A 25,022-nucleotide genomic window follows, 5' to 3' on the forward strand; every position below is an offset into this window, starting at 1 on the left:
GAAACAGCAATGAAGATACTTTTTTCAACAGCAGCCATACTGGGCTGCCTGGCAGTTGTGCTTGGGGCATGGAGCAGTCATGCGGGGGGGCGAATGCTCGGTCCTGAGCAGGTGGAGCTTATCCAGAAAGGGATTCGGTACCAAATGCATCACGCGCTTGCTCTTTTTGCCGTGGCCTGGGCCATCGGTCAGTGGCCGAACGCCGCTGGAGCGTTGCTGATTGCCGGTATTCTGCTTGCAGCAGGGGTATTTATTTTCTGTGGGAGTTTGTACGTGCTGGCCTTTGGCATCATGGACCCGGGGTATATAACCCCTGTGGGGGGCACACTGCTTATTCTCGGGTGGTTGTGGCTGGCTATTGCTGTGTGGAAAGGGTAGCGCTAGCTGGACGCAGTCTCTACGGCGCTTACCTGCCATTGTATGGTCTCGCCGCCAAGAAATGGACGCACAGGCCCATAGTTTTCCGGTACGGTCCATGGCGTATGGGACATATGCACCTTTTTCAGGGGCGGTTCCAGCCGGTAGTAGTTCCGGGCATTGGTGCTGAGAAAGGGGGGCAGCATATCCAGTCGCTGCTCATGGTCAAACAGTTCCACCAGCTTGGCCAGTGCCACCGGCGCAGAAAAAATGCCAGCCGCACACCCACAGCACTCCTTGGCTTGAGTGGGATGCGGAGCCGAGTCGGACCCGAAAAACAGTCGTGGATGCCCTGCGAAAACAGCTGACCGCAAGGCTTCCAGGTCGCGCGGGGTCTTGGCAATCGGCTTGCAGAACAGGTGTGGCTGCATCAGCCCGCCAACCACATCATCCAGGGTAAGCAGGAGGTGGTGGAGGGTAACAGTGGCGGCCACCTGAGGGAATTCGTCAAGGACTTCCAGAGCGTCTGCGGTGGTGATGTGCTCCATCACCAGACGAAGCCGGGGAAATTTTTTGGCGAGCCGGCGATAAATCGCACAAAATTCGCGTTCCCTCTCCATGACAAACCCCCCGGTTTCCCCATGAACAAGCAGAGGAATATCCAGCTCCTCGAGTATGGCCACAGTTTGTTCAATGGCGGCGAAATCGTGCACTCCTGCCTCACTCTGCGTGGTAATGCCTGCCGGGTAAAGCTTGAGGCCGATGATGTGCTCCCGAGCTGCTATGAGCTCCTCCCGGGAGTATGAACGGAAAAAAAGGGTCATATACGGTATAAAATGCTCTTCAGCGCAGGCGCTGTGAATCGCATTGCGGTAATTTTTCAGTTTTTCCAGGGAATCCACCGGTGACTGCAGGTTCGGCATCACCACCGCTCCTGCAAAAAGGGCCGCGCTGATCGGTGCAACCAGGCGAAGCATTTCTGCCTCGCGCAGGTGGAGATGCATATCCAGCGGTGTATCAAGTGTCAGTTCCATGGCAGATTGTTTGTGGCTTTTTTGAAGGAGGGGGCGGCAGTCCACCCCAACGCTTATTTCTTGGTCGGCAGCATATCGGTGATGGACCCGTCAACGATTTCGGCGGCAAAGGCAAAGGTTTCGGCCAGGGTTGGGTGAGCATGGATGGTTTTGCTGATATCCTCGGCATCTGCTCCCATTTCCAGTGCAAGGAGGGCCTCATGGATAAGCTCGCCGGCATTGTGGCCGCAGATCCCCGCTCCGATGAGCCGACCGCTTTCAGCATCAAACAGGACTTTGCTTACGCCTGAGGTGGCACCGGAGCTCAATGCCCGGCCGCTTGCCCCCCATGGAAATTTTCCCTTGGTGTACGCTCTGCCCGCGGCCTTGGCCGCCTTCTCCGTCATTCCGGCCCACGCTACCTCAGGAGCTGTATAGGCTACCGACGGGATGGTGACCGGGGTAAACGCTGCCTTGTGTCCGGCGATGACCTCAGCCGCCACTTTGCCCTGGTGGGTGGCCTTGTGCGCCAGCATGGGCTCGCCCACCACATCGCCGATGGCATAAATGTGGGGGACCGAGGTCTGTTGGCGCTCGTTGACCGGCAGAAATCCGTGGTCGTCCGGTGAAAGGCCGAGAGATTCCAGGCCGATCCCTCCAGCCGAAGGCCTTCGCCCCACTGCAACCAACACGGCGTCATAGTCTCCCTTCTCCGGTGCTTTGGGACCGTTCAGGGTGACCGATATTCCCGAATCATCGGCGATAATTTTCTCCACCTTGGTCTTGGTGAAAATCTGGTACTGTTTTTTCAGCTGAAGAAACAGCGGCTGAATCATATCCTTGTCCGCAGGAGGGATGATATGGTCCATCAGTTCGACAATGGTGATCGAGCTGCCAAGGGAGTGATATATTTGGGCCATCTCCAAGCCGATGATGCCACCCCCCACGATCAGCAATCGCTCGGGTACGGTTTGTAGCGCAAGCGCGTCGGACGAGTCCCAAATTCTTGGATCATCCGGAGTTCCGGGAAGTACTACCGGGGTCGATCCGGTGGCGATGATCGCATCCTTGAAGGTAACGGTGGTCGTCTCTTCTCCTTCCACGATCATGGTGTCGGGAGCGGTGAACGCACCACTGCCATGCAACCTGGTTATTTTACGCGCCTTGCACAGTCCGTCCAGCCCGTCGGTCAACTGTTTGATGACCTGTTCCTTATGCGAGCGAAGGGCATCCATATCAATAGTCGGCTGCCCAAACCGTATACCGAGCTGCTCGGCCTCGCTGGCCCCTGCAATAAGCTCTGCGGCATGGAGCAGGGTCTTGGATGGAATGCACCCTACATTGAGGCAGACCCCGCCGAGACGACTGGCCTTTTCCACCAGGCAGACGGACAGGCCGAGGTCCGCCGCTCTGAAAGCAGCGGTGTATCCACCAGGACCGCCGCCGAGTACAACAACATCCGTTTCCATAGTATGATGCATCGTAATTCCTTTTCCTGTAGGTCTCAAAGGAGTATTCGTTTCAGGTCGGTAAGAGCAGCTGCCAGAGTAACCGCAAACCGTGCGGCTTCGGCACCATCGATAATCCGATGGTCATAGGAGACGCTAAAGGGCAACATCATGCGCGGGACAAACTGCTCGCCATCCCATACCGGCTGCATGCTGCTTTTGGCGACGCCGAGGATAGCTGCCTGTGGAGCGTTGACAATAGGTGTGAAATTGGTACCGCCGATTCCGCCCAAGCTGGAAATGGTGAACGAGGCACCCTGGAGTTCGGCAACAGTGAGCTTCCCCTCACGGGCAGCCTTGCTCAGGGACGACAGCTCATTGGCTATCTCGATCAACCCCTTTTTTTCGCAGCCCTTAATGACCGGAACCATCAGCCCCTGGGGAGTGTCGACTGCCACGCCGATGTTGTAATAATATTTATAGATAATTTTTTTGCCTGGCACCAGGGAGCTGTTAAACAGTGGATGGCGCTGGAGAACACGTACAACAGCCTTGATGATGAAGCACAGTGGGCTGAAACGGATCCCCTCGTCTACATGCTGGTCATTGAGCTGTTGCCTGAATTGCTCCAGGTCGGTGATGTCCGCCTCCTCAAAATGACTAACATGAGGGATATTTACCCAGCTTTTGTGCAGATGGGGCCCGGAAATCCGCTGGATACGCCCAAGCTCCGCCTCTTCGGTGGGGCCGTAAACCGAAAAGTCCTCAAGGACGATTTCCGGCAGGGCGCTGTCCTCTCCTGATGGGCGATCGGCCTGTTGGGCATGCTCCTTAAGGGTTTGCTTGACCAGTTTCTGCACATCCTCCTTGAGGATTCGCCCTTTGGGGCCGGTGGCTGCCACAAGCGCGAGGTCAACGCCGAGCTCCCTGGCATAGGCACGGAGCGAAGGTGTAGCATGGTACACTGCGCCAAGTGGCTGGGCATTGGCAGGCGGCGCTTCCTCGGCGGGGGAAGGCGATGGGACGGGATGTTCCTGCTGCTCTTCAGTTGCCGGCGGCGAGGGACGTTCAGCAGGTGCCTGGGCAGTTGACCGGGCCGCAGATTTTTCTCGACTAATCAAGGCAATGGTGTCACCGCTTCGGACGGTGTCGCCTTCTTTCAGTTCCACAGTATCCACTGTTCCGGCAACTGGAGAAGGAATATCCATCACCGCCTTTTCGCTCTCCAAAGCGACCAGCGGTGTCTCCTTTTCCACGGTATCTCCAGGAGCGACGAACACTTCGATCACAACTATTTCCTGGACATCGCCGAAGTCGGGGATGGTGACTGTTTCGGTGGCCGGCTCCTGGTCCGGAGCAGGTTCCGCTTCTGGAGATTCATCCTTTGGCGAAGTATCCGTCTCCACATCTGTATCGTTATCCGCTTCGTCGGCTGCGTCTGCCGATGCCTCAGTCGTTTTCGCTGATTGGGTATCCACCAGGGCAATGGTGTCACCGCTGACAACGGTCTGGCCTTCCTGGACCAGCACTTCCTGGATGACCCCGCCGAGAGGAGAAGGGATATCCATGACCGCCTTCTCACTCTCCAGGGAGAGCAGTGCGTCTTCCGGCGCGACGGTGTCTCCAACCTGCACGAAGACCTCGATAACGGTGATGTCCTGAACGTCGCCGAATTCAGGAACAGTAATGGTTTCAATGGTCATGACTGTTGCTCCTGTTTAACGTTGCAGGGGATGGAGGTCTTCCGTTTTCAGGTCGAATTGCCTGATTGCTCCGGAGACGGTTTCAGTGTCAATCTCCCCCTGTTCCGCCAGGGCAGCCAGAGCGGCTACCGTAATATGGTAGCGATCCACCCTGAAGAAATCACGTAATGCCTCGCGGGAGTCACTTCGACCGAATCCGTCGGTGCCCAGAATGGTTAAGGGATTGGGGATCAAGCGCCGAATTTGTTCCGGGTAAGCCTGTACATAGTCCGTACTGATGATAGCCGGTCCGGTATGGCCCTCAAGGCGTTTGGTAACAAAAGGCACCTTCCGCGGCTTGTCGGGATGCAGGCGGTTCCAGCTCTCGCTCTCCATCCCGTTGCGATGCAGCTGGTTGATGCCGAGGACCGACCAGATGTCGGCGGCCACGTCAAAATGTTCGGCCAGCAGTTCCGCCGCCGCAAGGACCTCAAGAAAAATGGCACCGCTTCCCATGAGTTGGACTCGATGTTTTCCCTGTTTGCCGCGTCGGTAGAGGTACATCCCGGAGGCAATGTCTTTTTCCACACCCTCCGGCATTTCCGGTTGCTGGTAGTTTTGGTTGAGGAGGGTGATGTAGTAATACAGGTCTTCCCCTTTTGCATACATCCGCTCCAGTCCATTATGGATCAGGATCGCGACTTCGAAAGCAAACGTCGGGTCATATGCCATGCAGTTGGGAATAGGAGACGCATGCAGCAGCCCCTGACCGTCCTGATGTTGAAGTCCTTCGCCGTTTAAGGTGGTGCGCCCGGAGGTCGCCCCCATGAGAAAGCCTTTGGCCCTGGCATCGGCAGCAGCCCACAGCTGATCACCAATCCGTTGGAAGCCGAACATGGAGTAAAAAGTGTAAAACGGCACCATGGCAAGACCGTAATTCACGTGGGACGTAGCAGCGGCCAGCCACGAGGAAATGGCGCCGGCTTCAGTAATGCCTTCCTCCAGTATCTGACCCTTTGGGTCCTCACGGTACCAGGCAATGGTTTCCGAGTCCTGGGGTTCGTAGAGCTGGCCTGTGGGGGCGTATATGCCAAGCTGGCGAAAAAGACCCTCCATGCCGAAAGTCCTGGCTTCGTCAGGAATAATGGGTACGACATGCTTACCGATGCCCTTGTCTTTGACCAGCGTGCCCAGCAAGCGGACAAAGGCCATGGTTGTCGACAGCTCACGGTCACCTGATGAGGCAAGCAGGGCCTTGAATATGTCCTGCTTCGGGACCGGTAGTGGTTTATGTTCAGTGTCGCGAAAGGGTACCGGACCCCCGAGTTTTTTGCGTACCTTGTGCAGGAACTGTTCCTCCGGGCTTCCGGCCGGGGGTTTGATGAACGGCAGCTCGGCAAGCTGGTCATCTTCCAGTGGAACATGGAATCGGTCACGAAACTCCTTGAGCGAATCCAGGTCCATTTTTTTCACATTGTGCGCCACCATCACCGATTCTCCGGCCTGGCCCATGCCAAAGCCTTTGATGGTCTTGATGAGAATAACGGTAGGTTTTCCTTTGAAGGCGGTGGCAGCGGCATAGGCGGCATAGACTTTTCGCGGGTCATGGCCGCCCCTGCTCATCTGCCATAGTTCGTTATCGCTTATATCCTCAACCAGCTTAGCCAGGTAGGGATCGTCGCCAAATACCTTTTGGCGAAGGTAGGCGGGTCCCCTTGCCCTGATGGTCTGAAAGTCTCCGTCTACCATGGAGGAGAATTTCTCCAACAGTTTTCCCTCGACGTCGCGGCGGAGCACTTTGTCCCATTCGCTACCCCATAGGACTTTTATCACATGCCACCCTGCGCCGCGGAACTTTCCTTCCAGTTCCTGAATGATTTTACCGTTGCCGCGTACCGGTCCGTCGAGCCGCTGCAGGTTGCAGTTAACCACAAAGATCAGATTGTCCAGGTTTTCTCGAGCCGCCAGGGACAAGGCGCCGAGGGACTCAGGTTCGTCCGACTCCCCGTCACCCATGAATACCCAGACCTTTCTGTCGCCAGCCGAATGGAGGCCGCGGTTTTCCATATAGCGCATAAATCTCGCCTGATAAATGGCGGCCATAGGGCCTAGGCCCATGGAAACTGTCGGGAATTGCCAAAAATCGGGCATGAGCCACGGATGCGGATAGGAAGAGAGGCCTTTTCCCGCCACCTCCTGGCGAAAGTTGGTCAACTGTTCCTCCTCGAGGCGTCCTTCAACAAATGCTCGGGCGTACACGCCGGGAGAACTGTGTCCCTGAAAGTAGACCATGTCTGCGCCAAAGGGAGCATTGGGACCGCGAAAAAACCAATTAAACCCCACTTCAAACATGGCGGAAACGGAAGTGTAGGTGGCGATGTGTCCGCCTAGAGCCTTGCCGTCCCTGTTGGCTCTGGCCACCATGGCCATCGCGTTCCAGCGGACATAGGCAGCAACATTGCGGGCAATGAAAGACTCTTCGGGAATATGCTCTTCTTGGTCAGGTGGGATGGTGTTGCAGTAGGGGGTGAGGATGCCGGGTGATGTCGACACCCCTTTTTTTCTCGCTTGGTCGGTGAGCACTCGCAGCAGGTAGTCGGCCTTTTCCTTGCCCTCCGCTTCAATAACCCCCTCAAGAGATTGAAGCCAGTCAGTGGTTTCAGCCGGATCGGGATCTTTATAATAGGAACTCATACCTTTACTCCTGCTGTTGTGTTGATGGACATGGGAAGAAGAACAGAGCTATCTCGAATAATGCGTCGAATTTTCCCCAAAGCAGTCGCTGGCTGCATCTGCGGCATTTTTTTAACGCTCGATGTCGGCTCTATGACGGTGTTGAACAACAATGCTCATTTTCAGGAAATTCTCAGGCTACAAAGCTACCTTTTTTGCCAGGAGTGCGCAAGTAAAGATGGACAGGTGAGGAGTGGCAGCGTCTTGCTTGTTTTCGGACGGGCTAGATACTTTACTGACAGGCAGCAGTTGTTTTTCTGCTCTGCTGTGGGGAAATGGGGAAAATGACCGGCTGTTGCCCGGTGGAGACAGGGAAGGGCCGTGGGGAGGCACGATGAACATCCTACATAGTGGTGCATATATATGTGCAAAGTGTCGTTGAGGTCCTGCATTTTTAAGATTAACTGGAGCAGGTTAACTCGTTGTTTGTGCGGAAATGTGCAGGATGTGCAAAATATTAAAAAAATGATTGCTAGTATGAGAAAATTTTAATATAGCAACAGAAAGGACCACTGTTGCATACGAGTGAATTCAGAGGAGGGATTCGTGCGCTTTGCCATTTCTTCCGTTCGCTCGGTGGTGTTTTTCAAGTATCCGGAAAGAACAGGTAAGAGAGGGCTGTCGCAGTTAAGAGAGTGGTATAAGAAAGAGAACAACCCGAAGGTAAGTATACCGGCGATGTAAATCGTGCGTGACCGTATGCTGTGACGGCAGAACTTGTCCATTGTATCAGTTTGTCTAGGAGCGATCCTCAATGCAGACCAAGGAGGTAACTGATGGAATCCAAGGTAGCGAACGGCAACGAGAAGCAGTACGGAGGTGTTACACGGAGGGATTTTGTTAAATTTTGTACAGGGGTTGCCGCAAGCATGGGGCTTCCTCTGAGCGTTGCTCCACAGATGGCAGAAGCGGCGACTTCTCCACGCCGGCCTCCGGTCATCTGGTTATCTGGTCAGGAATGTACCGGCTGTGTTGAGTCCCTGCTGCGTACTTATCACCCGGCCATTGATGCCCTTATTTTTGATCTCATTTCTCTTGAATATTCCGAAACGCTCAATGCCGGTTCAGGGCACCAGGCAGAGCATCATCGCGCACTTTCCATAGAAGAAAATAAAGGCAAGTTCATTCTGGTGGTGGATGGCGCCATCCCGGTCAAGGATGGTGGGGTCTACTGTCAGATCGCCGGCAAGCCTGTTCTTGATATTCTTAACGAAACCGCTCCGCTGGCAGCGGCGGTCATCGCCATCGGCTCATGTGCGGCCTGGGGAGGGGTCCCCTCTGCAGAGCCTAATCCTACAGGGGCTACACCGGTCCATGTCATTTTGAAGGACAAGGGCATTCCAGTGGTCAATATTCCCGGCTGTCCTCCCAATCCGTATAATTTCCTCTCCACTGTTATTCATCTTGTGACCTTTAACAAACTTCCGGCCCTGGACGACAAGGGGCGACCGAAGTTTGCCTATGACCGCCGCATTCACGAAAACTGCGAACGGCGCCCCCACTTTGATGCCGGTCGATTTGCTGAAACATTTGGTGATGAGGGGCATCAGAAGGGGTACTGTCTCTATAAGCTTGGCTGCAAAGGCCCGGAAACGTTTAATAACTGTTCCACTCTCCACTTTGGTGATGTCCGTTCCACCGGCTGCTGGCCTGTGGGAACCGGCGCCCCTTGTTTCGGCTGTTCAGAGGAAGGGGTCGGTTTTCATGCTCCGCTTTTTTCCAAAGCCGACGTGGCGTTTCCCACTCCGCCACTCCAGTTTACCGAGGCCGTGCCCGAAAAGGGCAGCGGTGCCAAAAGCTTTGCCTTCGGGGTTGGCGGTGCTGCAGTAGGGGCAACGGCCGTGGCCCTTGCCAATCTTCGTGGCAAGGATGAAGGCAAGGATGAAGAGTGATCTTCCATTACCAGGAGCGTGCTAACCATGGCTATAAATAGACGAGATTTTCTCAAGTATTCCGCCGGTACCGGTTTGGTGCTTGCGGTCGATGCCGAGGCCAGCGATTCCGTGGAAGAAGCAAAACTGCACCCCGATGCAGTGGGGATCCTCTACGATGCAACGCTGTGCATAGGCTGTATGTCCTGCATGGTCAATTGTAAAAAAGTCAATTCCGAACCGGGTGGAGCCCTGTACCACAAGGAGACAGCCGGTGAGATACCCTTTGAGCGAGCGGGGGCAAACGGCCAGTATGATGCCCCCACTTCGCTTTCCGATAAAACCCTGTGCATCATAAAAGCTTACCGCGGCAAACCTGAAGAGGAGGGAGGCGATGGCGCGTTCTCCTTTATCAAGCAGCATTGCCTGCATTGTATCGACCCTGCCTGCGTTTCGGTCTGTCCGGTTGCCGCATTGAAGAAGCAGCCGGAAACAGGGATCGTCACCTACGACAAGAATCGATGCTTTGGCTGTCGGTATTGTCAGGTCGCCTGCCCGTTCGGTATACCAATGTATGAATGGGAAAAAGCCTCCCCCTCGGTGGTCAAGTGTCAGCTGTGCAATCATCGCTATGCTCAGGGTGGATATTCAGCCTGCTGTGAAGCCTGTCCTACGGGCGCATCCCTGTTCGGCAAGGTGACCGACCTCAGAGAGGAAGCCAAGCGGCGGCTCACCCTTGAGCCTGGCGAAACTTATGCCTATCCCGTCAAAAGGATCGACGGCAACGAGACCACTGAGCAGGTGGTCAAGGAGTACGTTGATCACGTGTATGGAATGGATGAAGCAGGCGGCACCCAGTATCTGTTTCTTGCCGGAGTAGAGTTCGATAAGCTCGGTTTCAATCCGCGGGTAACTGACCAGGTATATCCTGAGTTTACCTGGGACTATGTCTCTCACGTGCCGCAATTGATCGGCACCCTGCTGGTTGCCGGAACCGTGACCCGACTTGTCACCCAGCGACTGGACAAAAGCAAGCAGGACAACACCGACGAACCCAGCGAATAGTCAACGAATATCACCCGGTGATGACGGGTCCGGATCATATCCGACCCCGTTGCGAGAAGCACCATAAGGAGAACGAATATGGCCAAGAAAATTACTATAGATCCGGTAACCAGAATCGAGGGGCATTTGCGCATTGACTGCGAGGTAGACGGCGGTAAGGTGACCAATGCCTGGTCATCCGGTCAAATGTGGCGAGGTATCGAGATAATCCTCCAGGGCAGGGACCCCCGTGACGCCTGGGCATATACCCAACGCATCTGCGGCGTGTGCACAACCGTCCATGCCATGGCATCGGTCAGGGCGGTTGAAGATGCCCTTGATCTGGAAATACCGGTGAATGCGCAGTACATCCGCAACCTGATCATTGCTGCCCACGGCATCCATGATCATGTGGTGCATTTTTATCAGCTGTGCGCCCTTGACTGGGTGGATATCGTGTCAGCAACCAAAGCGGATGCGCGTTCGGCGGCCGCACTCGGCCAGAAGCTGTCCGGGTGGAAACGCAACAGCTATCAGGAGATCAAGGCCGTCCAGGAGCGGCTCCAGAAGTTTATCAATTCCGGCCAACTGGGTATTTTTGCCAGCGGTTACTGGGGGCATCCGGCGATGAAGCTCTCGCCCGAAGTCAATCTGTTGGCGGCGACCCATTATCTGCAGGCATTGGAGTATCAGCGAAAAATCAACCAGGTGGTGGCCATCCTCGGCAGCAAGACGCCTCATGTGCAGAATCTGGCCGTCGGCGGCGTGGCGAACCCGATCAATCCGGATAGCCCCTCCTCACTGACCATCGAGAAACTGTTCAATGTCAAGACCATGATCGATGAGGTCCGGGATTTCATTCAGCAGGCTATGCTGACCGATGTCGCAGCGATCGGTGCCAACTATGCAGAGTGGACACAGTTTGGTGCCGGGGTGCTCAATTACCTGTCGGTTCCTGAGATGCCGATGGATTCCAAGGGAACGGAGTACCAACTGCAGGGCGGCTACATTCCGGGCGGCGATGTCACCCAGTTTGAACAGATCGCCACCCAGACTGAAGGCGTGCTCTACGATAACATCAAGGAATCGATTAAACACGCCTGGTATGAGGGAGACTGGGATCGGTCGCCGTACGAGGGGGAAACCGAGCCCAATTATACCGGTTTTGATTATGACAATAAATATTCGTGGGTCAAGGCACCGAGTTTCAAGGGAGAGCCTGCCCAGGTAGGGCCATTGCCGCATGTGGTTGCCATGTACCTCGCCGGTCACGAAGGGACCCGGCAGTATGTCGATTCCACGCTGGGACTGGTGAGCAAGCTTGCCGGGACCACGGTCGGGATAGATGCCCTGCACTCCACCATCGGACGCATTGCTGCCCGGGTCATACGATGTGCCGTCCTTCACGACACGATGACCGCCTCATGGCAGGCATTGATCGAGAATATCGGTAAGGGCGACTATACCACGTTCAATGCTCCGGTATTTCCCTCGGGCGAACAGCGGGGCGTTGGTTTTCATGAAGCGCCGCGCGGAACCCTGTCTCACTGGATAGTGATTGAAAACGGCAAGATCAAGAACTATCAGGCGGTGGTGCCGTCAACATGGAACGCCGGGCCGCGAAGCGATCAGGGAGAGCTTGGGCCTTATGAAGCCTCTCTGGTGGGGAATCCGATAGCCGATGCCGAACTGCCACTGGAGGTACTGCGGACAGTTCATTCCTTTGACCCTTGCCTCGCCTGTGCCATTCATCTGGTGGATAATAAACGTACGCCACTGGGCAAAGTGAAAGTCCTGTAGGGGGAATGCACTTGAAAGCACTGGTATTAGGAATCGGAAACCTGCTGATCGGTGATGAAGGGATCGGTTGCGCAGCTGTGGAAGAAATCAACAAGCGCTACCGGCTACCGCCTGAGGTGGAATGTATAGACGGCGGTACTGCCGGATTTGAGCTCCTTTCCCTGATGGACGGCAAGGACCTGGTCATTCTGATCGATGCCATGCGCAACGACATGGAGCCGGGAACCTGTGTGTTGATAGAGGGGGAGGATGTGCCCAAAGCGTTTCTTAATTCCATATCGCCCCATCAGTTGGGGATTTCCGATGTACTGGCCGCTGCGCAACTCACCGATTGTTTGCCCGGGCAACTGTTCCTCTACGGGATAGAGCCCAAAAATCTGGAGGTGGGGATCGGACTCACCTCCGAGGTTGAGGCAGGCATGGAAAAAATAATCAGCGCAGTGGTTGAGCAACTTCGTAACTTTGGCTATGAGGTGAAGAGTGATGGAATCAAATCCGAACATTAAAACCTGGACCCCTGCGACGATCGTCATGGTGGTGCTGATTGTGGTCGGCATGGCGGTCGCCGTATACCGAATGATGTATGGCTTAGGCGCAACAACCAATCTCAATGACGTCTACCCATGGGGCTTTTGGCTCGGCCTTGACGTGCTTGGCGGGGTAGCTATGGCTGCGGGCGGGTTCATCATTGCCTGCGCTGTCTATCTGTTCAATTGGAAAAAGTATCGGCCCATCGTGCGCCCGGCTATCCTGACAGCTTTTTTGGGCTACCTGATGGCTGTACTGGCCCTTTTTCTGGATATCGGTCATCCGTTTCGCCTGTGGCATCCGGGGATCATGTGGCAATACCAGTCGGTCATGTGGGTGGTGGCCATGCACGTTATTTTTTATACTACAACCCTGGCGTTGGAGTTCAGTCCCATGTTGTTTGAACGGCTGGGGTGGGAAAAAGCGCGCCGGGCGGTGGGGAAAATCATGGTCGGGGCGGTTATCTTTGGGGTCATGTTGTCAACCCTGCATCAATCCTCCCTGGGAGCCGTATTCCTTATTTCTCCCTCCAAGATGTCACCCCTGTGGTGGGACACCAAGCTTCCCTTTCATTTTCTCGTTTCAGCGGTGGCCATGGGGCTGGCAATGGTCAGTTTTGAAACCGCACTGAGCCAGAAGTTTCTTCACCACAAGGTCGACAAGGGAATTTTTACCGGCCTTGCCAGGGGACTGCTGATTGTACTCAGTTTTTATCTGCTGCTGAAGCTCTATCAACTGTTCACCGTTGCGAGTCCGGGGATGGCCTTTGACGGTTCGGTGGAAGGCAATATGTATCTGCTGGAAATGCTGATCGGGGTTATTATTCCTGTCGCCATTCTGGCGGTGAAAAAATATCGCAACAATACCAGGATCATTTTTTCGGTGAATATCATCGTCATCATCGGGGTATTGCTCAATCGAATGAACGTCTGCCTGTTCAGCCAGGAGAGCTACAATGCCTGGCGCGGCCTGAGCTATTCGCCCTCGTGGAAAGAGTTTATGGTGTCGTTGGGGGTTATTTCCATCGGGGTCTTTTTGTATAAAATGTCCGCAAAACACCTGCCATTGTTCTCTCATTAGGAGTGTACGGTCAAGATCGATTGTTTTGCCGGTCTATGTACGTTATAACCTATACGCCTCACAGTCTCGTCGCCCCCGGCGGGCTGCGGGGCGTTTTTCATGAAACAGGGAGGAGAGATGAACTTGGTTTGTGGACGAATAATTGGTGGACGGGGAACGCGTTTTGCCTTGTTACTCCAGCTGTTAATGGTTGCCGGCTGCTTTACCCTAGTTCCGTATTCTTCAGTTGAGGCTGCGGAATGCAGGCCGTTGCTTGAACAGAAATGCGCAAGTTGTCATTTTATTACCCATATTTGCCCTGATTTGAACAAGGGAAAGGGCAGTTGGACCTGGCGGCGCACCATTAACTCCATGATTGATCACGGGACGGTGCTCACTGATGATCAAGCCAAACAGCTGGTAGATTGTCTAAGCAAGCCAGATGAACAGGTACGTTCACTCTGCAGCCAAAAAAAGAAATAAAGACCGATGCAGCGGTCATCTACACAGGGATAGACGGCAAGCGATGGTAATACGATTACTGGCGGTGGAACTCTACAAAAGTCAGCAGAAGGTGCATCGGCTCAGGGGTGAGCTGGAAAAGGCGACCGGCATGCAAGCAGAGGGACTGCGTAGGGAATTGGCAGTGGCGGAAAAGGAGTGCGAGTTGCTCAGGCGGCGGATTGATGCACGCAAAGAACTCCATAGGTGAAGCATGACGGGGAAAGTACCTTGACAGGACCTGCCTGTTGACCTGCAACCGCTGTTGTGCGCGTGCAGAAGCGATAGGGGAGGAAAAGGGGCTGTTCCATCTGTCGGAACAGCCCCTTTTATTGTATGCAGCTGTTACAATTGAACAACGTTGGCTGCACACGGACCTTTAGGGCCGTCGACAATATCAAAGGTTACCCGGGCATTCTCATCAAGAGATTTGAAACCGGTGGCTTGAATCGCTGAATGGTGGACAAATACATCCTTGCCGCCTTCGTGCTCGATAAATCCAAAACCTTTTGAATCGTTAAACCATTTTACTGTTCCTTCAGCCATTTGTGCTACTCCTGGGTGGTGGCTCCAAAGGGAGCCGCTTGGTAATAATGTTAAACCACCATGTGATGGCTTAACGGATTATCTGGTAGATCCAGATAAAGCGTGTCAACCCTGCTTTCAGGTGGGGTTGATTCCAAAATCAAAAGCGACGGCTCTGTCTCTTTTGTTCTTGTTGTATTTTTTTTGATCCGCCGGCCGTCTTCTTCTGCGTGGGCGTCTGCCGGGGCGAGGATCTTTTCTTTGGCTTCCTTTTTCGGAGCGGTTCAGCAATAGCTTCCCGCCGAGGGGCCGACAGCCGTTCAATCCGTGAGATAATCTCGTTGGCATCCTGATCGGCAGAGGTGATTGGCGCTCCGATTTTTTCCGCACGGCCTGTGCGGCCGGTGACCCGGACAAGCGGGATCCTTTTTTTCGGTATAGGGGTCGGGCTGATATAGTCCAAGGGTGAAAGATTGGTGTGGATTGCAGGATGAAAGGGATGCTGGGTAAAACGCATTCAATCTCCGGTGCCATGTGCATCGGTTCCACAGCAAGGTGCCGGGAAGGGGCAAAATGGCAGCTGTTTGGTAAATTCACTCACGTGAGGCGGCAGAGGAGGTGTCGAGCGCTATTGCCTGCTAGGCCGGTAATGTATCGAAACCCGTATAGTTACCTTCTCTTCCTGTAAAGCAAGTAACTGAACTTTTATGGCATCAACGACGCTGAGACGACGACCAGGTTGTGAGGACGGCATATTAGGACGTAACTTCTCTACTTTTGAAATTGTAGACCCTATATATACTTGGTTTGCTTAACGGTGCAAGCGAAAATAAGATGTATTCCTTTGCAAGGGTGCGCGGTGTGTGCCTTGCTCTGGAGAGGGCAGAACAGAGGTAGCGCTTCGAAGCAGCAAAGGAGGAGACGCCATCAGGCAGGGAACAAAGAACGGATGGTGTACAGGAGCTTTAGGAGTGCACAGGACCGAGTTTTTTTTTTGATGTCGATGATGGGGGTGCCGTCGAGGATATCAAGCCCCTTTACCAGTATTCGGGTATCCTCAACGGCGAGCACCTTGAGCTCTGAGATCGCGATCGGGTTGGGCCTGGCCGGGCTGCGGGTGGCAAAGACCCCATGGAGGCCGCGTGACCGGTCTCCCCTGGGATACAACTTGAGTACCTCTCGGTTGGACAGGTGGAGCCAGAACAGGACAACAATGGTTTGTCCAGCTGTGATCCCGTCGAGTGCGTCGCAGTACGGCGGATATATTTCCAGGGTGCCGGTGTGGTCGGACTCGTCGAAATTTTTTGGTGCCTGCTGACGACTGGTCAAGTCACCATGAAGAACGCCGATAATTTTCAGTTGGGGTGATTCCACGGTTGATGGTCCTCTTTTTGCTCTTACTTGTACCCTCTATCCTTGGAGATGACCAGCAGGTAGTCACCTTCCTCAAGCACATACTCGGCGTCTGGATTGGAAATGAAATCCCCGCCACGGCCTTTTTGGATCCCGAATACGGTGGTAGCATGCTCTTTTTTCATGGCAATGAACACCTCCAGAAAAGGCTGACCAATCATCTCGCGGGGAGCAGGCATGGAATAGAGCTCATTGCCATAGCGACTACTGAGCAGTTCGGTAATGATACGGCTGACACCATGGTCGCTGGCGGCACTGGCTATCAGGTGGCTGTTCAGCTCACTGCCGATGATGATTTCATCGGCATTGGCGCGGCGGCAGTGCTGTTCATTGGCCTTGTCGACCAACTCAACCACACTGTACACGTCAGGGTTCATGCTTTCAACGGTCAGGGCGGTGAGCACGACCTTCGCGTCTCTGGCTGTTGTTTCCACCGAGTCATCACCAAGGATCACCACAGTGGAGGCCTGCTCCAGATTGGCTTTAAGCAAGGTCTCTTCGTTCACAATTCCCCGGACAAAGACCAGTTTGGGGTCGACCAAAGGCTTTTCCTCAATATCGGCGATAAGCACGATGGGAGTTTCCGCTGTCTGCGGGTCGGAACGCAGTTCCTTGATGATGGATTTTGTCCGGTGGTTCCACTCACAGATAATGATGTGTCCGGTTACTGTAAAGTCACCCATTCCTTTATGCTCCCTCAGTCGAATGCCGATTAACATGGTTGCCAGGGTTGCGCTGAGTCCCCCCAGCAGCCCGATACCGAAAAACATGATGATGATCGCCAGCACTCTGCCTTCCAGGGTACTGGGAGAGATGTCGCCATAGCCGACTGTGGTCAGGGTGACGATGCTCCACCAGAGACCGCTAGCAAAGGAAACACCGGGTTCGAAAAATGCAATCAGGTACCCGCTGCAGAGGATGATAATCAGGATCAGCCCCATGAGTTTGAGAAAGTTCTCGCGAAGAAGAAAGTGATAGAGACGCCGCAGCAATTTAGCCATCATTACTCTCCATCAGGTCCACCCGATTGGTGTTGTGTGGGCAGGTGGTTGCATTGTTTCCATAATCTACCAGGCGTCCCGGGGTGAAATACTTGTTTCATACCGGATCACCCCTGTCATCCATTCCATTGATGTTAATCAACATTGGAGATGTGCTTGTTCACTGTTTTCTCGGACAGATTTCCGGCTTTAAGTGTTTGTTGAAAGCTATCCAGCAGGAGTTGATTCTTCTTTCGCAGAGTTGAGCATGCCGCTTCATAGGCCTTGTACTCCATGATGTTTCTCCGGTAGTTGTGTACCTGTCGGTCGTGCCATAGTGCCAACTTCACCGTGGATGTCAAGACGGTGGGCAAGAGCAAGGAATGAAAGAAGATCATACTGTGGATGCGACTTCTGCACCAAGAAAAAAGTGACTAAGGGGGCCGTCGGCGTGTTGAGGAGGTGGAATGCGTGGTGTGAGTTGAAAAAACTGTCAGTCGGGGAGGCGAAATGTGTGTCATCAGAGAATATTTTAAATATGCACATTTTTCCTGCCAATATTTATGAAATAACAATTTCTTTTTTAGGTGAATAGCGCTATTTGATCAGGATGGGGGAAGCAACAGCACCGTTGGTTTTTTTGCTGAAACCTGAATTCGTGACGGCTTAGAGCCTGGGGTAAGCTTATATCATGCTCTGATACAAAATGTTTGATGCGGGGAGAGAAATCCAAGCTTACCAGCCGCCCCGCGGGGTGTCCAATAATGGCACACCTGCTGTGTTGGCAACATATTGATATATTTCCAGTATCATCAATGATGCTGCCGTACTTGCAGTTCCATCATTTTTCAACGCTCACGAACCAGGCGAAAGAGGATGGTTTTGGTGCTTCCTGCCTTGGGAAAAAACAGCAAACAGTAGATGTTGTTCCTGAAGAGGGCGACCAGTATTTCAGTGATCGCTTCAGGTGGCTCGTTCGGTAGTGCTCGCCCACTGTTCCGTATATCCGGTATGAAGAGATGTGGAGCGGTGAATGATTCCAATTTTTAATCTATCCTTATGGAACCATAATGATTTATTGGAAAACCTCAACAAGGAGAGAGCAAACAATGAAAAGCTTCAAAAGCATTCTTCCCGGATTGATAATCGTCTTTATTACCTTTTTTTCTGCGTCTGCACATGCCGCGGATCAGAAAGGCGGGCTCTTTGTCAACCTGACCACCGATGATACCTGGGCAGCGACAAAGGCCATTATGTTTGCCCATCAAAAGGTCCTCAAGCGTGGACATAAACCGGTGGCGATATGGCTCAATGTACGTGGTATTTACCTGGCAGATAAGAAACGAGCCTCACATGTTCACGGGTTGATGAAGGAAAAGAGGCAGTCTGTTCAAGACATGCTGCGCGCCTTTATGCAAGATGGTGGGACGGTCATCGCCTGCGCTGCCTGCTCACAAGCGGCAGGTCTCTCTCACGCCGATTTTATAGAGGGCGTAGTCATGGGCAATGAAGAGCTTGTGACGGGCTTATTGTTTGATCCGGAAGTGAAGACGCTTTCCTGGTAAAGGTGAGGACCTTCGGTCACTGGATGAGGCGGAGAGCATTTTAATCCCGCATATTGCTGCCACAGACTCTTTTGTGGACAGGAGCATCTGGCCACTTATGGCGGCTCGAGATATTTTGCATGAGTAAGGCTGGGAAGAGAGAGCCGTCATCTGAAAAGTGACGTACCTTCAACGTGCTTGACAGGGAGAGAATGAATGCATTATACATGGCATATGAATCAAAAAAGGCCACATATACTCAAAAGACGTTGGCGCTGGCACCAATCAATGCATGTGCCAGCAGGTCAATGATCTATTAGAGAAAAAAATTCGCTGCCGGCATACAACGCGCCGGCAGTTATCATTTTTAAGGGCTGTCGGAAATACTTCGATAGCCCTTTTTTTATATTTTTAATCATGTACACAGCTAAGGAGACTGCCATGACCAAGGATTACTCGCTTTACCCACACCAATTTCCAGATTCCAGCGGCCATTTTGGAGAATACGGCGGCTCGTATATCCCGCCTGAACTGCAGGTGGAGATGGATAAGATCACTGACGCCTATCACACAATCAGTAAAACCCATCGGTTTATCGAAGAACTGCGCTCCATCCGCAAGTATTACCAGGGGCGTCCTACCCCGGTGTTCCACGCCGATCGTTTGTCTCAAATGTGCGGAGGCGCTCAGATCTATCTCAAGCGGGAGGATCTGAATCATACCGGAGCCCATAAACTCAACCATTGCATGGGTGAGGGGCTGCTTGCCAAGTACATGGGAAAGAAAAAGCTAATTGCAGAAACCGGAGCAGGGCAGCATGGCGTAGCCCTGGCAACTGCTGCAGCCTATTTTGGCCTTGAGTGTGAAATTCATATGGGTGAGGTGGATATTGCAAAAGAAGCACCTAATGTTACCCGTATGAAATTGCTGGGTGCCACGGTGGTGCCAGTATCCTTTGGGCTGAAAACATTGAAAGAAGCTGTGGATTCAGCTTTTGAAGCCTATCTCAAGGATCCGGTGAACTCCATTTACTGCATCGGCTCGGTGGTTGGACCTCACCCTTTTCCCATGATGGTGCGTGATTTCCAGCATGTAGTGGGGGTTGAATCCCGAGAACAAATTTTGGATATGACCGGTGGCCTGCCGGATGTGGTGTGTGCCTGTGTGGGCGGGGGCAGTAATGCCATGGGGATTTTTTCAGGTTTTATCAATGATCCGGTCAAGCTAATAGGGGTGGAGCCTGGCGGCCGTTCGTTAAACCTGGGTGATCATGCGGCCACTGCAGCTTTTGGTAAGCCGGGACTTATCCATGGCTTTAAATGCTATCTGCTCCAGGATGAAGAGGGAGGGCCCGCTCCTGTGTATTCCATTGCCAGCGGCCTGGATTATCCTGGTGTCGGTCCGGAGCACAGCGCCCTGAAAGATGAAGGCCGCATCAGCTATGAAATAATCAATGACATAGAAACGCTGGAAGGATTTTATACGCTGAGCCTTATTGAGGGGATTATCCCGGCTCTTGAAAGCGCCCATGCCGTGGCCTATTCGATGAAACTTGCTCGGGAAATGAAGCAGGGGACCATCTTGGTCAACCTCAGCGGACGAGGTGACAAGGACCTGGATTTTGTGACCGAGACCTATGGATTCAACATAGACGAGGCAAAGAAAAGTCTTGTCGAAAAATAGTGGAAATGGTGGCGATTTTTTGGGACTATCCCTGCTCAATGCTCCATTGCTGAAGGGTGTTTCATGCCTGCCTGCGACCAAGCTGGGCTTGACGATGAGGTGGGTACTGTCGCAGCACTGGTGAGGTGCCCCGTCCATGGAGCGGCAATGGGGGAATGTGCAAGGTGCCGGAAGGCTGCACATGAAGAAATGGTGGCGTATGGCGTGTACTCTTTTATGCGGAGATCAAAACAGGCATCCTACGGAAGAAGTGATGGCGTTCTTTTTTACCAGGGATGAAAGGATTCAGTGCATAAAAAAATTTGTCTCCCAGGTAGCATAGAACGCCTACCACCCGGCCAGCCCATCTCTCTCGTGGAGATGGGCTGGAGGAAAACATCTATTTTTTCATGACCTGCACTCCCCCGCCTCTTTGCGGTCATACCGCGAGCTTGCGTCAAGGGTGAGCGCACAAGGTTTTCCACTGGCAGGTGCAAAGGAAATTACTGCGCCTGCTCTGCCCCGCCCTCATCCAATGCCCCTTCCATTTCTCTGGTGGCGATGATGTCTTCCAAGCGTTCTTTTTCAGTAACGAGTTCTTCCAGGGTCATTGTCTCGGGATCGACAGCTGTTCTATTCGGTATGCGAATTCCTTGATCTCTCAGCCATCCGTCAACGCGGGATTGATTTTTTTTATACAGGTAAAAGCCACCTGCGGAAACGACAATGCCGGCGGCAAACCCAACGATATGGTTTGAGTTAATATTCATAGTGAAGCTCCTTTCTGAAGGTTAATGGTATTCCATTTGGCTGGAGGTCCAATCCTTCCATTACCCTGTCATGGGCCTGTGCCATATTCTGGATTTCTTCAAAGAGAGAATCGCCTGTTCCTCCTAATCCCCCCAGGCCGAAAATGCCCAGAATACCATACGCCCAGCGTAACAGGGGAGAGCGAGGATGCTGTTGAGGGACAAGCGAAACCTGATATGTTTTGGGCTCGTTTTCCGCAGAGTGTTTGTTGATTGGTCGAACATCAATGCATTTTTCCGGACCCTGCAATAAGTGACGGCCAAAGCTCGCTACCCAGGTCACGGTCGCACCACGAAGAATATTACCGCGTAACCAGGAGGCGAATAGATACCCCACCGACAGGACTTCGGGGTGTATATACCCTTGCTCACGTGCTTCACGCCAGCCGTGTTCACCTACTGCCAGAGCAACTGCAATGCCGCTGGCCCGGCTCAACCAGGTTGTCTCTTTTCCCTGGCTGATAAAATGAAAGCCGCCTGCCGCCAGTAGCAGTAATCCTGCCACAATAGATGCATCAGTCATCACTTCAGCATCTTCACCGATATGAACCTGCACCGGATTGAATTCGTGCTCCATTGACAAGGCAATCGCCGTACGAAGTAAAATTTCCTCTGTGGTGAGGTGGCCGGTTGCATAGGTCACCAGCAGACTCTTACTGATGGGGTTAAATTGGACGGTTTTTAACCCATGGTGAGACATGATAGCCTGGTGAAAGCGCTGCAGGTCAACAGGGGAAGCGGAGAGCTTCATGCGAATTCGACCGGGTAAACTATGGAGCAGTGATACGCTGAAGGGAGAAGTCATTTACTGTCATCCATGTCGTGTATGAGCAGGCGCGATGAATTCATTACCACCGCAACTGTACAACTGTTGTGCAGTACTGCGCCCCAGAAAACCGGCAACACGCCAACTGAGGCGAGCATTATACCAAGGGTGTTCACGCCAATGGCCGTAGCAAAATTCTGGCGAACGATGTTCATCGTTTTCTGGGCCAGGTGGAGTATGGAGGGAATCATGAGTGGATCGTCACCGGTGATGGTGATGTCTGCCGCTTCCATGGCAATATCTGTTCTGGTGTTGCCCATGGCTATGCCGACATCTGCGTAAGCAAGGGCAGGGGCGTCGTTTATCCCGTCACCAACCATCACTACGGAAGTACCTTTGGATTGAAGCCGTAATACATTCTCTGCTTTTTCGTCAGGCATAACTTCGGCGTGATAACGGTCCATCGCCATACGGGAAGCCACAATCTCAGCGTGCTGCTCAACATCCCCTGTTAAGAGAATAATGTCATCCATGCCGAGATTTCGTAAGCGGTTGAGTGACTTTTTCATATCTTCGCGTAAGACATCCTGAACGCCAATGATACCGATCAGTGTGCGTCCTCGAGCCACATAAATGACGTTTTCCCCTTTTCGCGCTATGCGTTGCGCATTTTCTTCAACCAGCGAAAGGTTGATCTTCGAATCCTGCATAAATCGCCGGCTGCCAACCCGGATAATCGATCTGCCAATCTTGGTGGTGACTCCACGGGCGGTGATTATTTCGTTATTGCTGTGCTTGGGGACAGGCCAGCCTGCTCGGCGCACCCGTTCCACAATGGCCACGGCCATCGGGTGGTTGCTCGTCTCTTCAGCGGCTGCGGCCATGCTGAGCAATTCTTTTTCCGTTACCTCGTCTTGGGAACAGATTACCGAGCTTACTACAGGCCGGCCCTCGGTGAGGGTTCCTGTTTTATCAAAGACCACCGTATCTGTTTCAGACAGCGCCTCCAGATAGTTGCTGCCTTTTACCAGGACACCGTTGCGGGCTGCCGTACAGATAGCTGCAGAGAGGGCAGTTGCGGTGGAAAGCCTCACTCCGCAGGAGTAATCGATTATCAGCATATTCAGGGCGCGGCTGACCTTGCCTGTGATAAAGAACACTATGGCCGCTAAAGCAAAGTTTATCGGAATGAGTTGTGCTGAAAAACGATCCGCGTTGGATTGGATGGTTGCCTTTTTGTGGGCCGCCTCTTCTACCAGATTGATGATTCGAGCAATCGCTGTTCGGTCACCAACCCGCTTTGCCTCAACCACCAGCCGTCCTGATTTGACAACGGTTCCAGCAAAAACCTCATCGTTTTGAACCTTTCGGACAGGCAGATATTCTCCTGTTATGGACGCTTGGTCAACAGCGGCCTCTCCAGAGAGAACCAGGCCGTCTACGCTAATTTTTTCGCCTGTTCTGGAGATAACATGATCGCCCTGGCGAAGGGCAGACAGTGGGACTTTTTGTTCATGGCCGCTTTCATCAATGCGCCAGACAAACTCCTCTCCTACCGAGAGCATGTCGCGGATGGCATTTCTTGTGCGCTCCATGGTATAGGCTGTCAATAATTCGGCAATATCGGCCAATAAAATAATAGTTAATGCAGAGACGCTCTGGCCAGCTGCAACACTGGCGATAATCGCGCTGGAACTGAGCGTGTCGGCGTTGGGTCTTTTTTGCACCATCAGGGAGCGAATGCCATTGCGCAAAATTGGCCAGGCCAGACTCATAGCTGTAAGTGCGGGCATGGAGAGGAATCTGCCGATAAAGGTCTGTGGGGTCGGGCCGGGTTTCAACCAGGAAAAAAGCAGTGTTGCTGAGGTGATACCAATCCGTTGGAGGAGCGATGGTATGGACTCTTCTTCGAGCCGGCGCTCCTGCAGCAACATCGCATTTCGTTCTGCCCGCTCTTGTTTAAAGGCATTGAGCGACCACGATCCGAGTACGGAGGAAACGCGTTCTAAAATTTCATCTGAGGAGGCTTCCGCTGCGTTGTAGTGAATAAGCACGGTTCTGCTGACAGTGGAGAGCGATGCAGAGCTGACCGATACCCCGTCTTCAATTTCCTGAATGATGTGAGAAGAAAATTCTTTGAGAAAGCCGAGGCCTCTGCAGTAAATCCGTATTCTACCTGGAAGGGAGTGGCGGATTTCGCAATTCATCAAGGGGGGACGTTTAGCAGAAATCATCCGGCAATATCCTCTGGTTGGTGTCTAGGTGCAGTTGCCGTTTAATCGTTTTTTGCAGCCATTTTTTTAAATAGGCATATACAGTGTCGGAATCCTTTTCCAATAACCGGAGTACATCTTCTTTTTGTGCAACAAAGACCCTGTTGACGGCTGCTATGAACGAAAGTATTTCTCTTTCCGATAGTGCCTGAACGTCATAATGAAATAAAACGGTGCCCGTGACATGACTGACTGAAACATCATCAATTCCATCCGGCATTTTCAACAGCCGGCTGAGATGCGTTGCCACTTCTTGGTGTTCGCGGCCAACCCGTTTCAACAGAGGAATTTGGAGCCTCAAACGCCCGGGAATGGAATGAACAACCCGCGGTTTTGCCAGCAATAGGTACCCCTCTTCCAGCAGCTTCAACGGCTCCCGCCTTCAGCGCGGTTGATCAGGTTGAAAGCCCACCAAAGGAGGGTCAGGCCGGTGGGCATTGTTGCCCATTTTTCAGTAAGCAGCTTTCTACCGCCGAGTAGGAGTAACCCGCCAACAGCAAGGGTTCGCAAATCCACCATGCCATGTGTTTCGTCGTAGAGCATGCGGTTGATACTTCCACCCACCTGCCTGATTTCTCTGAGCACTCCAGCGGTGACAGGTTTTTCCAGCTCCTTTTCCAGCTCAAGAAGCCGGGCGATGGCGGCAAAGAGCAGGGGCGGTGGTACACGCTCCTGGTCAAACCGTACGATCAAGCTGCCGCTTATTGCGCTGGAAGTGACGCTGTCAATTCCCTCAAGCGAGCTGAGCTGTTCAATTCCGTCTTTCATCCTTTCCTGGTTATTTCGCAGAGCGGGAATGAAAAAACGAATCCGGCCAGGAAGCGCATGCGCAACCTGAATTGGCCCTGTCTGCAACATGGGCAGGCCTTGCAGTACTTTATTTTGTTTTGCCTTACCTGCCAGTGCGGCAATAATAACTCCTGTTACAAGATGCATATCAGCCTGAGTATGGTTTTGTCGATGAGAGCGATGGGGAGTGGACCCTGGTCGTCTCGCCCGGTGAAAGCCTTGTCC

The 25,022-nt window shown here is 53.0% G+C and carries 26 protein-coding genes; 12 read left to right on the forward strand and 14 right to left on the reverse strand.

Features of this window, described 5'->3' with window-relative positions; all coding sequences use genetic code 11:
- Nucleotides 1-9: 9 nt before the first annotated feature.
- Nucleotides 10-378, forward strand: coding sequence for a DUF423 domain-containing protein (locus tag ACZ52Z_RS17820; RefSeq protein ID WP_464268124.1), 369 nt, complete (start codon nucleotides 10-12; stop codon nucleotides 376-378).
- A gap of 2 nt (nucleotides 379-380) precedes the next feature.
- Here the strand turns inward: ACZ52Z_RS17820 and pyrC are convergent, their stop codons facing one another.
- Genes pyrC through aceE form a run of 4 tightly spaced genes read right to left on the reverse strand, consistent with a single transcriptional unit; the run spans nucleotide 381 to nucleotide 7,194 of the window.
- Nucleotides 381-1,391, reverse strand: coding sequence for a dihydroorotase (pyrC, locus tag ACZ52Z_RS17825; protein WP_464268125.1), 1,011 nt, complete (start codon nucleotides 1,389-1,391; stop codon nucleotides 381-383).
- A 53-nt stretch (nucleotides 1,392-1,444) separates the two neighbouring features.
- On the reverse strand, nucleotides 1,445-2,851 hold the full coding sequence (gene lpdA / locus ACZ52Z_RS17830) for a dihydrolipoyl dehydrogenase (protein WP_464268126.1): 1,407 nt from the start codon (nucleotides 2,849-2,851) through the stop codon (nucleotides 1,445-1,447).
- A gap of 23 nt (nucleotides 2,852-2,874) precedes the next feature.
- On the reverse strand, nucleotides 2,875-4,521 hold the full coding sequence (locus ACZ52Z_RS17835; RefSeq protein WP_464268127.1) for a dihydrolipoyllysine-residue acetyltransferase: 1,647 nt from the start codon (nucleotides 4,519-4,521) through the stop codon (nucleotides 2,875-2,877).
- Between the two features lie 15 nt (nucleotides 4,522-4,536).
- On the reverse strand, nucleotides 4,537-7,194 hold the full coding sequence (gene aceE, locus ACZ52Z_RS17840; protein ID WP_464268128.1) for a pyruvate dehydrogenase (acetyl-transferring), homodimeric type: 2,658 nt from the start codon (nucleotides 7,192-7,194) through the stop codon (nucleotides 4,537-4,539).
- Nucleotides 7,195-7,779: 585 nt separating this feature from the next.
- Here aceE and ACZ52Z_RS17845 point away from each other — a divergent pair.
- The 8 genes from ACZ52Z_RS17845 to ACZ52Z_RS17880 all read left to right on the forward strand — a co-directional run bounded on the left by ACZ52Z_RS17845 (nucleotide 7,780) and on the right by ACZ52Z_RS17880 (nucleotide 14,247).
- Complete coding sequence (locus ACZ52Z_RS17845; RefSeq protein ID WP_464268129.1) at nucleotides 7,780-7,917, forward strand: hypothetical protein; 138 nt, start codon at nucleotides 7,780-7,782, stop codon at nucleotides 7,915-7,917.
- A 92-nt stretch (nucleotides 7,918-8,009) separates the two neighbouring features.
- A complete protein-coding gene (locus ACZ52Z_RS17850) occupies nucleotides 8,010-9,125 on the forward strand; it encodes a hydrogenase small subunit (RefSeq protein ID WP_464268130.1) in 1,116 nt (371 codons plus the stop codon).
- Between the two features lie 27 nt (nucleotides 9,126-9,152).
- Nucleotides 9,153-10,169: a hydrogenase 2 operon protein HybA gene (gene hybA / locus ACZ52Z_RS17855; protein WP_464268131.1), complete on the forward strand. Its 1,017-nt coding sequence runs from the start codon at nucleotides 9,153-9,155 to the stop codon at nucleotides 10,167-10,169.
- Between the two features lie 78 nt (nucleotides 10,170-10,247).
- Nucleotides 10,248-11,948 carry a nickel-dependent hydrogenase large subunit gene (locus ACZ52Z_RS17860; protein ID WP_464268132.1) on the forward strand — a complete coding sequence of 567 codons (1,701 nt, stop codon included), beginning with the start codon at nucleotides 10,248-10,250 and terminating at the stop codon, nucleotides 11,946-11,948.
- A 5-nt stretch (nucleotides 11,949-11,953) separates the two neighbouring features.
- Nucleotides 11,954-12,454 carry a HyaD/HybD family hydrogenase maturation endopeptidase gene (locus tag ACZ52Z_RS17865; protein ID WP_464268133.1) on the forward strand — a complete coding sequence of 167 codons (501 nt, stop codon included), beginning with the start codon at nucleotides 11,954-11,956 and terminating at the stop codon, nucleotides 12,452-12,454.
- Nucleotides 12,432-13,556 (forward strand): NrfD/PsrC family molybdoenzyme membrane anchor subunit, encoded by a 1,125-nt coding sequence (gene nrfD / locus ACZ52Z_RS17870; RefSeq protein WP_464268134.1) that lies wholly within the window; start codon nucleotides 12,432-12,434, stop codon nucleotides 13,554-13,556. The genes ACZ52Z_RS17865 and nrfD overlap by 23 nt, the downstream gene beginning before the upstream one ends.
- A 117-nt stretch (nucleotides 13,557-13,673) precedes the next feature.
- Complete coding sequence (locus ACZ52Z_RS17875) at nucleotides 13,674-14,018, forward strand: hypothetical protein (protein ID WP_464268135.1); 345 nt, start codon at nucleotides 13,674-13,676, stop codon at nucleotides 14,016-14,018.
- 43 nt (nucleotides 14,019-14,061) lie between these two features.
- A complete protein-coding gene (locus ACZ52Z_RS17880) occupies nucleotides 14,062-14,247 on the forward strand; it encodes a hypothetical protein (protein ID WP_464268136.1) in 186 nt (61 codons plus the stop codon).
- A 134-nt stretch (nucleotides 14,248-14,381) separates the two neighbouring features.
- Here ACZ52Z_RS17880 and ACZ52Z_RS17885 read toward each other — a convergent pair whose 3' ends face one another.
- From ACZ52Z_RS17885 to ACZ52Z_RS17905, 5 genes are all read right to left on the reverse strand, one after another.
- Complete coding sequence (locus tag ACZ52Z_RS17885) at nucleotides 14,382-14,582, reverse strand: cold-shock protein (RefSeq protein ID WP_464268137.1); 201 nt, start codon at nucleotides 14,580-14,582, stop codon at nucleotides 14,382-14,384.
- A gap of 139 nt (nucleotides 14,583-14,721) precedes the next feature.
- Nucleotides 14,722-15,078, reverse strand: coding sequence for a hypothetical protein (locus tag ACZ52Z_RS17890; protein ID WP_464268138.1), 357 nt, complete (start codon nucleotides 15,076-15,078; stop codon nucleotides 14,722-14,724).
- 410 nt (nucleotides 15,079-15,488) lie between these two features.
- Nucleotides 15,489-15,935, reverse strand: a complete 447-nt coding sequence (gene tsaA / locus ACZ52Z_RS17895; RefSeq protein ID WP_464268139.1) for a tRNA (N6-threonylcarbamoyladenosine(37)-N6)-methyltransferase TrmO — start codon at nucleotides 15,933-15,935, stop codon at nucleotides 15,489-15,491.
- Between the two features lie 23 nt (nucleotides 15,936-15,958).
- On the reverse strand, nucleotides 15,959-16,978 hold the full coding sequence (locus ACZ52Z_RS17900) for a potassium channel family protein (RefSeq protein WP_464268140.1): 1,020 nt from the start codon (nucleotides 16,976-16,978) through the stop codon (nucleotides 15,959-15,961).
- Between the two features lie 131 nt (nucleotides 16,979-17,109).
- Nucleotides 17,110-17,250 carry a site-specific recombinase like protein gene (locus tag ACZ52Z_RS17905; protein ID WP_464268141.1) on the reverse strand — a complete coding sequence of 47 codons (141 nt, stop codon included), beginning with the start codon at nucleotides 17,248-17,250 and terminating at the stop codon, nucleotides 17,110-17,112.
- Nucleotides 17,251-17,718: 468 nt separating this feature from the next.
- Between ACZ52Z_RS17905 and ACZ52Z_RS17910 the strand changes: the two genes are divergently transcribed.
- The 3 genes from ACZ52Z_RS17910 (at nucleotide 17,719) to trpB (ending at nucleotide 20,181) form a co-directional block, all read left to right on the forward strand.
- Complete coding sequence (locus ACZ52Z_RS17910; RefSeq protein WP_464268142.1) at nucleotides 17,719-17,937, forward strand: hypothetical protein; 219 nt, start codon at nucleotides 17,719-17,721, stop codon at nucleotides 17,935-17,937.
- 126 nt (nucleotides 17,938-18,063) lie between these two features.
- The gene (locus ACZ52Z_RS17915) at nucleotides 18,064-18,519 is read left to right on the forward strand and encodes a DsrE family protein (RefSeq protein WP_464268143.1); all 456 of its coding nucleotides are present in this window, start codon (nucleotides 18,064-18,066) and stop codon (nucleotides 18,517-18,519) included.
- Between the two features lie 420 nt (nucleotides 18,520-18,939).
- Nucleotides 18,940-20,181, forward strand: coding sequence for a tryptophan synthase subunit beta (gene trpB / locus ACZ52Z_RS17920; RefSeq protein ID WP_464268144.1), 1,242 nt, complete (start codon nucleotides 18,940-18,942; stop codon nucleotides 20,179-20,181).
- Between the two features lie 482 nt (nucleotides 20,182-20,663).
- On the opposite strand, the gene ACZ52Z_RS17925 is transcribed toward trpB, so the two are convergent.
- Genes ACZ52Z_RS17925 through ACZ52Z_RS17945 form a run of 5 tightly spaced genes read right to left on the reverse strand, consistent with a single transcriptional unit; the run spans nucleotide 20,664 to nucleotide 24,944 of the window.
- A complete protein-coding gene (locus ACZ52Z_RS17925) occupies nucleotides 20,664-20,930 on the reverse strand; it encodes a hypothetical protein (RefSeq protein WP_464268145.1) in 267 nt (88 codons plus the stop codon).
- Nucleotides 20,920-21,774 (reverse strand): hypothetical protein, encoded by an 855-nt coding sequence (locus ACZ52Z_RS17930; protein WP_464268146.1) that lies wholly within the window; start codon nucleotides 21,772-21,774, stop codon nucleotides 20,920-20,922. Before ACZ52Z_RS17930 ends, ACZ52Z_RS17925 begins: the two co-directional genes overlap by 11 nt.
- Nucleotides 21,771-23,969, reverse strand: a complete 2,199-nt coding sequence (locus ACZ52Z_RS17935) for a heavy metal translocating P-type ATPase (protein WP_464268147.1) — start codon at nucleotides 23,967-23,969, stop codon at nucleotides 21,771-21,773. The genes ACZ52Z_RS17930 and ACZ52Z_RS17935 overlap by 4 nt, the downstream gene beginning before the upstream one ends.
- Nucleotides 23,956-24,378 carry an HMA2 domain-containing protein gene (locus ACZ52Z_RS17940; protein ID WP_464268148.1) on the reverse strand — a complete coding sequence of 141 codons (423 nt, stop codon included), beginning with the start codon at nucleotides 24,376-24,378 and terminating at the stop codon, nucleotides 23,956-23,958. The genes ACZ52Z_RS17935 and ACZ52Z_RS17940 overlap by 14 nt, the downstream gene beginning before the upstream one ends.
- Entirely contained in the window at nucleotides 24,375-24,944 is a 570-nt protein-coding gene (locus ACZ52Z_RS17945) for an HMA2 domain-containing protein (RefSeq protein WP_464268149.1), read from the reverse strand. The genes ACZ52Z_RS17940 and ACZ52Z_RS17945 overlap by 4 nt, the downstream gene beginning before the upstream one ends.
- Between the last annotated feature and the right edge of the window lie 78 nt (nucleotides 24,945-25,022).

This window comes from Desulfogranum aggregans, from assembly GCF_055398265.1.

What these genes read in the sequence shown, in the direction of transcription:
- nrfD (WP_464268134.1), top strand. Translation starts at nt 12,432, where the DNA reads ATGGAATCAAATCCGAACATTAAAACCTGGACCCCTGCGACGATCGTC.
- ACZ52Z_RS17865 (WP_464268133.1), top strand. Translation starts at nt 11,954, where the DNA reads ATGCACTTGAAAGCACTGGTATTAGGAATCGGAAACCTGCTGATCGGT.
- trpB (WP_464268144.1), top strand. Translation starts at nt 18,940, where the DNA reads ATGACCAAGGATTACTCGCTTTACCCACACCAATTTCCAGATTCCAGC.
- pyrC (WP_464268125.1), bottom strand. Translation starts at nt 1,391, where the DNA reads ATGGAACTGACACTTGATACACCGCTGGATATGCATCTCCACCTGCGC.
- ACZ52Z_RS17935 (WP_464268147.1), bottom strand. Translation starts at nt 23,969, where the DNA reads ATGATTTCTGCTAAACGTCCCCCCTTGATGAATTGCGAAATCCGCCAC.
- ACZ52Z_RS17925 (WP_464268145.1), bottom strand. Translation starts at nt 20,930, where the DNA reads ATGAATATTAACTCAAACCATATCGTTGGGTTTGCCGCCGGCATTGTC.
- ACZ52Z_RS17900 (WP_464268140.1), bottom strand. Translation starts at nt 16,978, where the DNA reads ATGATGGCTAAATTGCTGCGGCGTCTCTATCACTTTCTTCTTCGCGAG.
- ACZ52Z_RS17930 (WP_464268146.1), bottom strand. Translation starts at nt 21,774, where the DNA reads ATGACTTCTCCCTTCAGCGTATCACTGCTCCATAGTTTACCCGGTCGA.
- ACZ52Z_RS17860 (WP_464268132.1), top strand. Translation starts at nt 10,248, where the DNA reads ATGGCCAAGAAAATTACTATAGATCCGGTAACCAGAATCGAGGGGCAT.
- ACZ52Z_RS17890 (WP_464268138.1), bottom strand. Translation starts at nt 15,078, where the DNA reads ATGCGTTTTACCCAGCATCCCTTTCATCCTGCAATCCACACCAATCTT.
- ACZ52Z_RS17905 (WP_464268141.1), bottom strand. Translation starts at nt 17,250, where the DNA reads ATGGAGTACAAGGCCTATGAAGCGGCATGCTCAACTCTGCGAAAGAAG.
- ACZ52Z_RS17880 (WP_464268136.1), top strand. Translation starts at nt 14,062, where the DNA reads ATGGTAATACGATTACTGGCGGTGGAACTCTACAAAAGTCAGCAGAAG.
- ACZ52Z_RS17820 (WP_464268124.1), top strand. Translation starts at nt 10, where the DNA reads ATGAAGATACTTTTTTCAACAGCAGCCATACTGGGCTGCCTGGCAGTT.
- ACZ52Z_RS17910 (WP_464268142.1), top strand. Translation starts at nt 17,719, where the DNA reads ATGGCACACCTGCTGTGTTGGCAACATATTGATATATTTCCAGTATCA.
- aceE (WP_464268128.1), bottom strand. Translation starts at nt 7,194, where the DNA reads ATGAGTTCCTATTATAAAGATCCCGATCCGGCTGAAACCACTGACTGG.
- ACZ52Z_RS17885 (WP_464268137.1), bottom strand. Translation starts at nt 14,582, where the DNA reads ATGGCTGAAGGAACAGTAAAATGGTTTAACGATTCAAAAGGTTTTGGA.
- lpdA (WP_464268126.1), bottom strand. Translation starts at nt 2,851, where the DNA reads ATGCATCATACTATGGAAACGGATGTTGTTGTACTCGGCGGCGGTCCT.
- ACZ52Z_RS17945 (WP_464268149.1), bottom strand. Translation starts at nt 24,944, where the DNA reads ATGCATCTTGTAACAGGAGTTATTATTGCCGCACTGGCAGGTAAGGCA.
- ACZ52Z_RS17835 (WP_464268127.1), bottom strand. Translation starts at nt 4,521, where the DNA reads ATGACCATTGAAACCATTACTGTTCCTGAATTCGGCGACGTTCAGGAC.
- ACZ52Z_RS17915 (WP_464268143.1), top strand. Translation starts at nt 18,064, where the DNA reads ATGAAAAGCTTCAAAAGCATTCTTCCCGGATTGATAATCGTCTTTATT.
- ACZ52Z_RS17850 (WP_464268130.1), top strand. Translation starts at nt 8,010, where the DNA reads ATGGAATCCAAGGTAGCGAACGGCAACGAGAAGCAGTACGGAGGTGTT.
- hybA (WP_464268131.1), top strand. Translation starts at nt 9,153, where the DNA reads ATGGCTATAAATAGACGAGATTTTCTCAAGTATTCCGCCGGTACCGGT.
- ACZ52Z_RS17875 (WP_464268135.1), top strand. Translation starts at nt 13,674, where the DNA reads ATGAACTTGGTTTGTGGACGAATAATTGGTGGACGGGGAACGCGTTTT.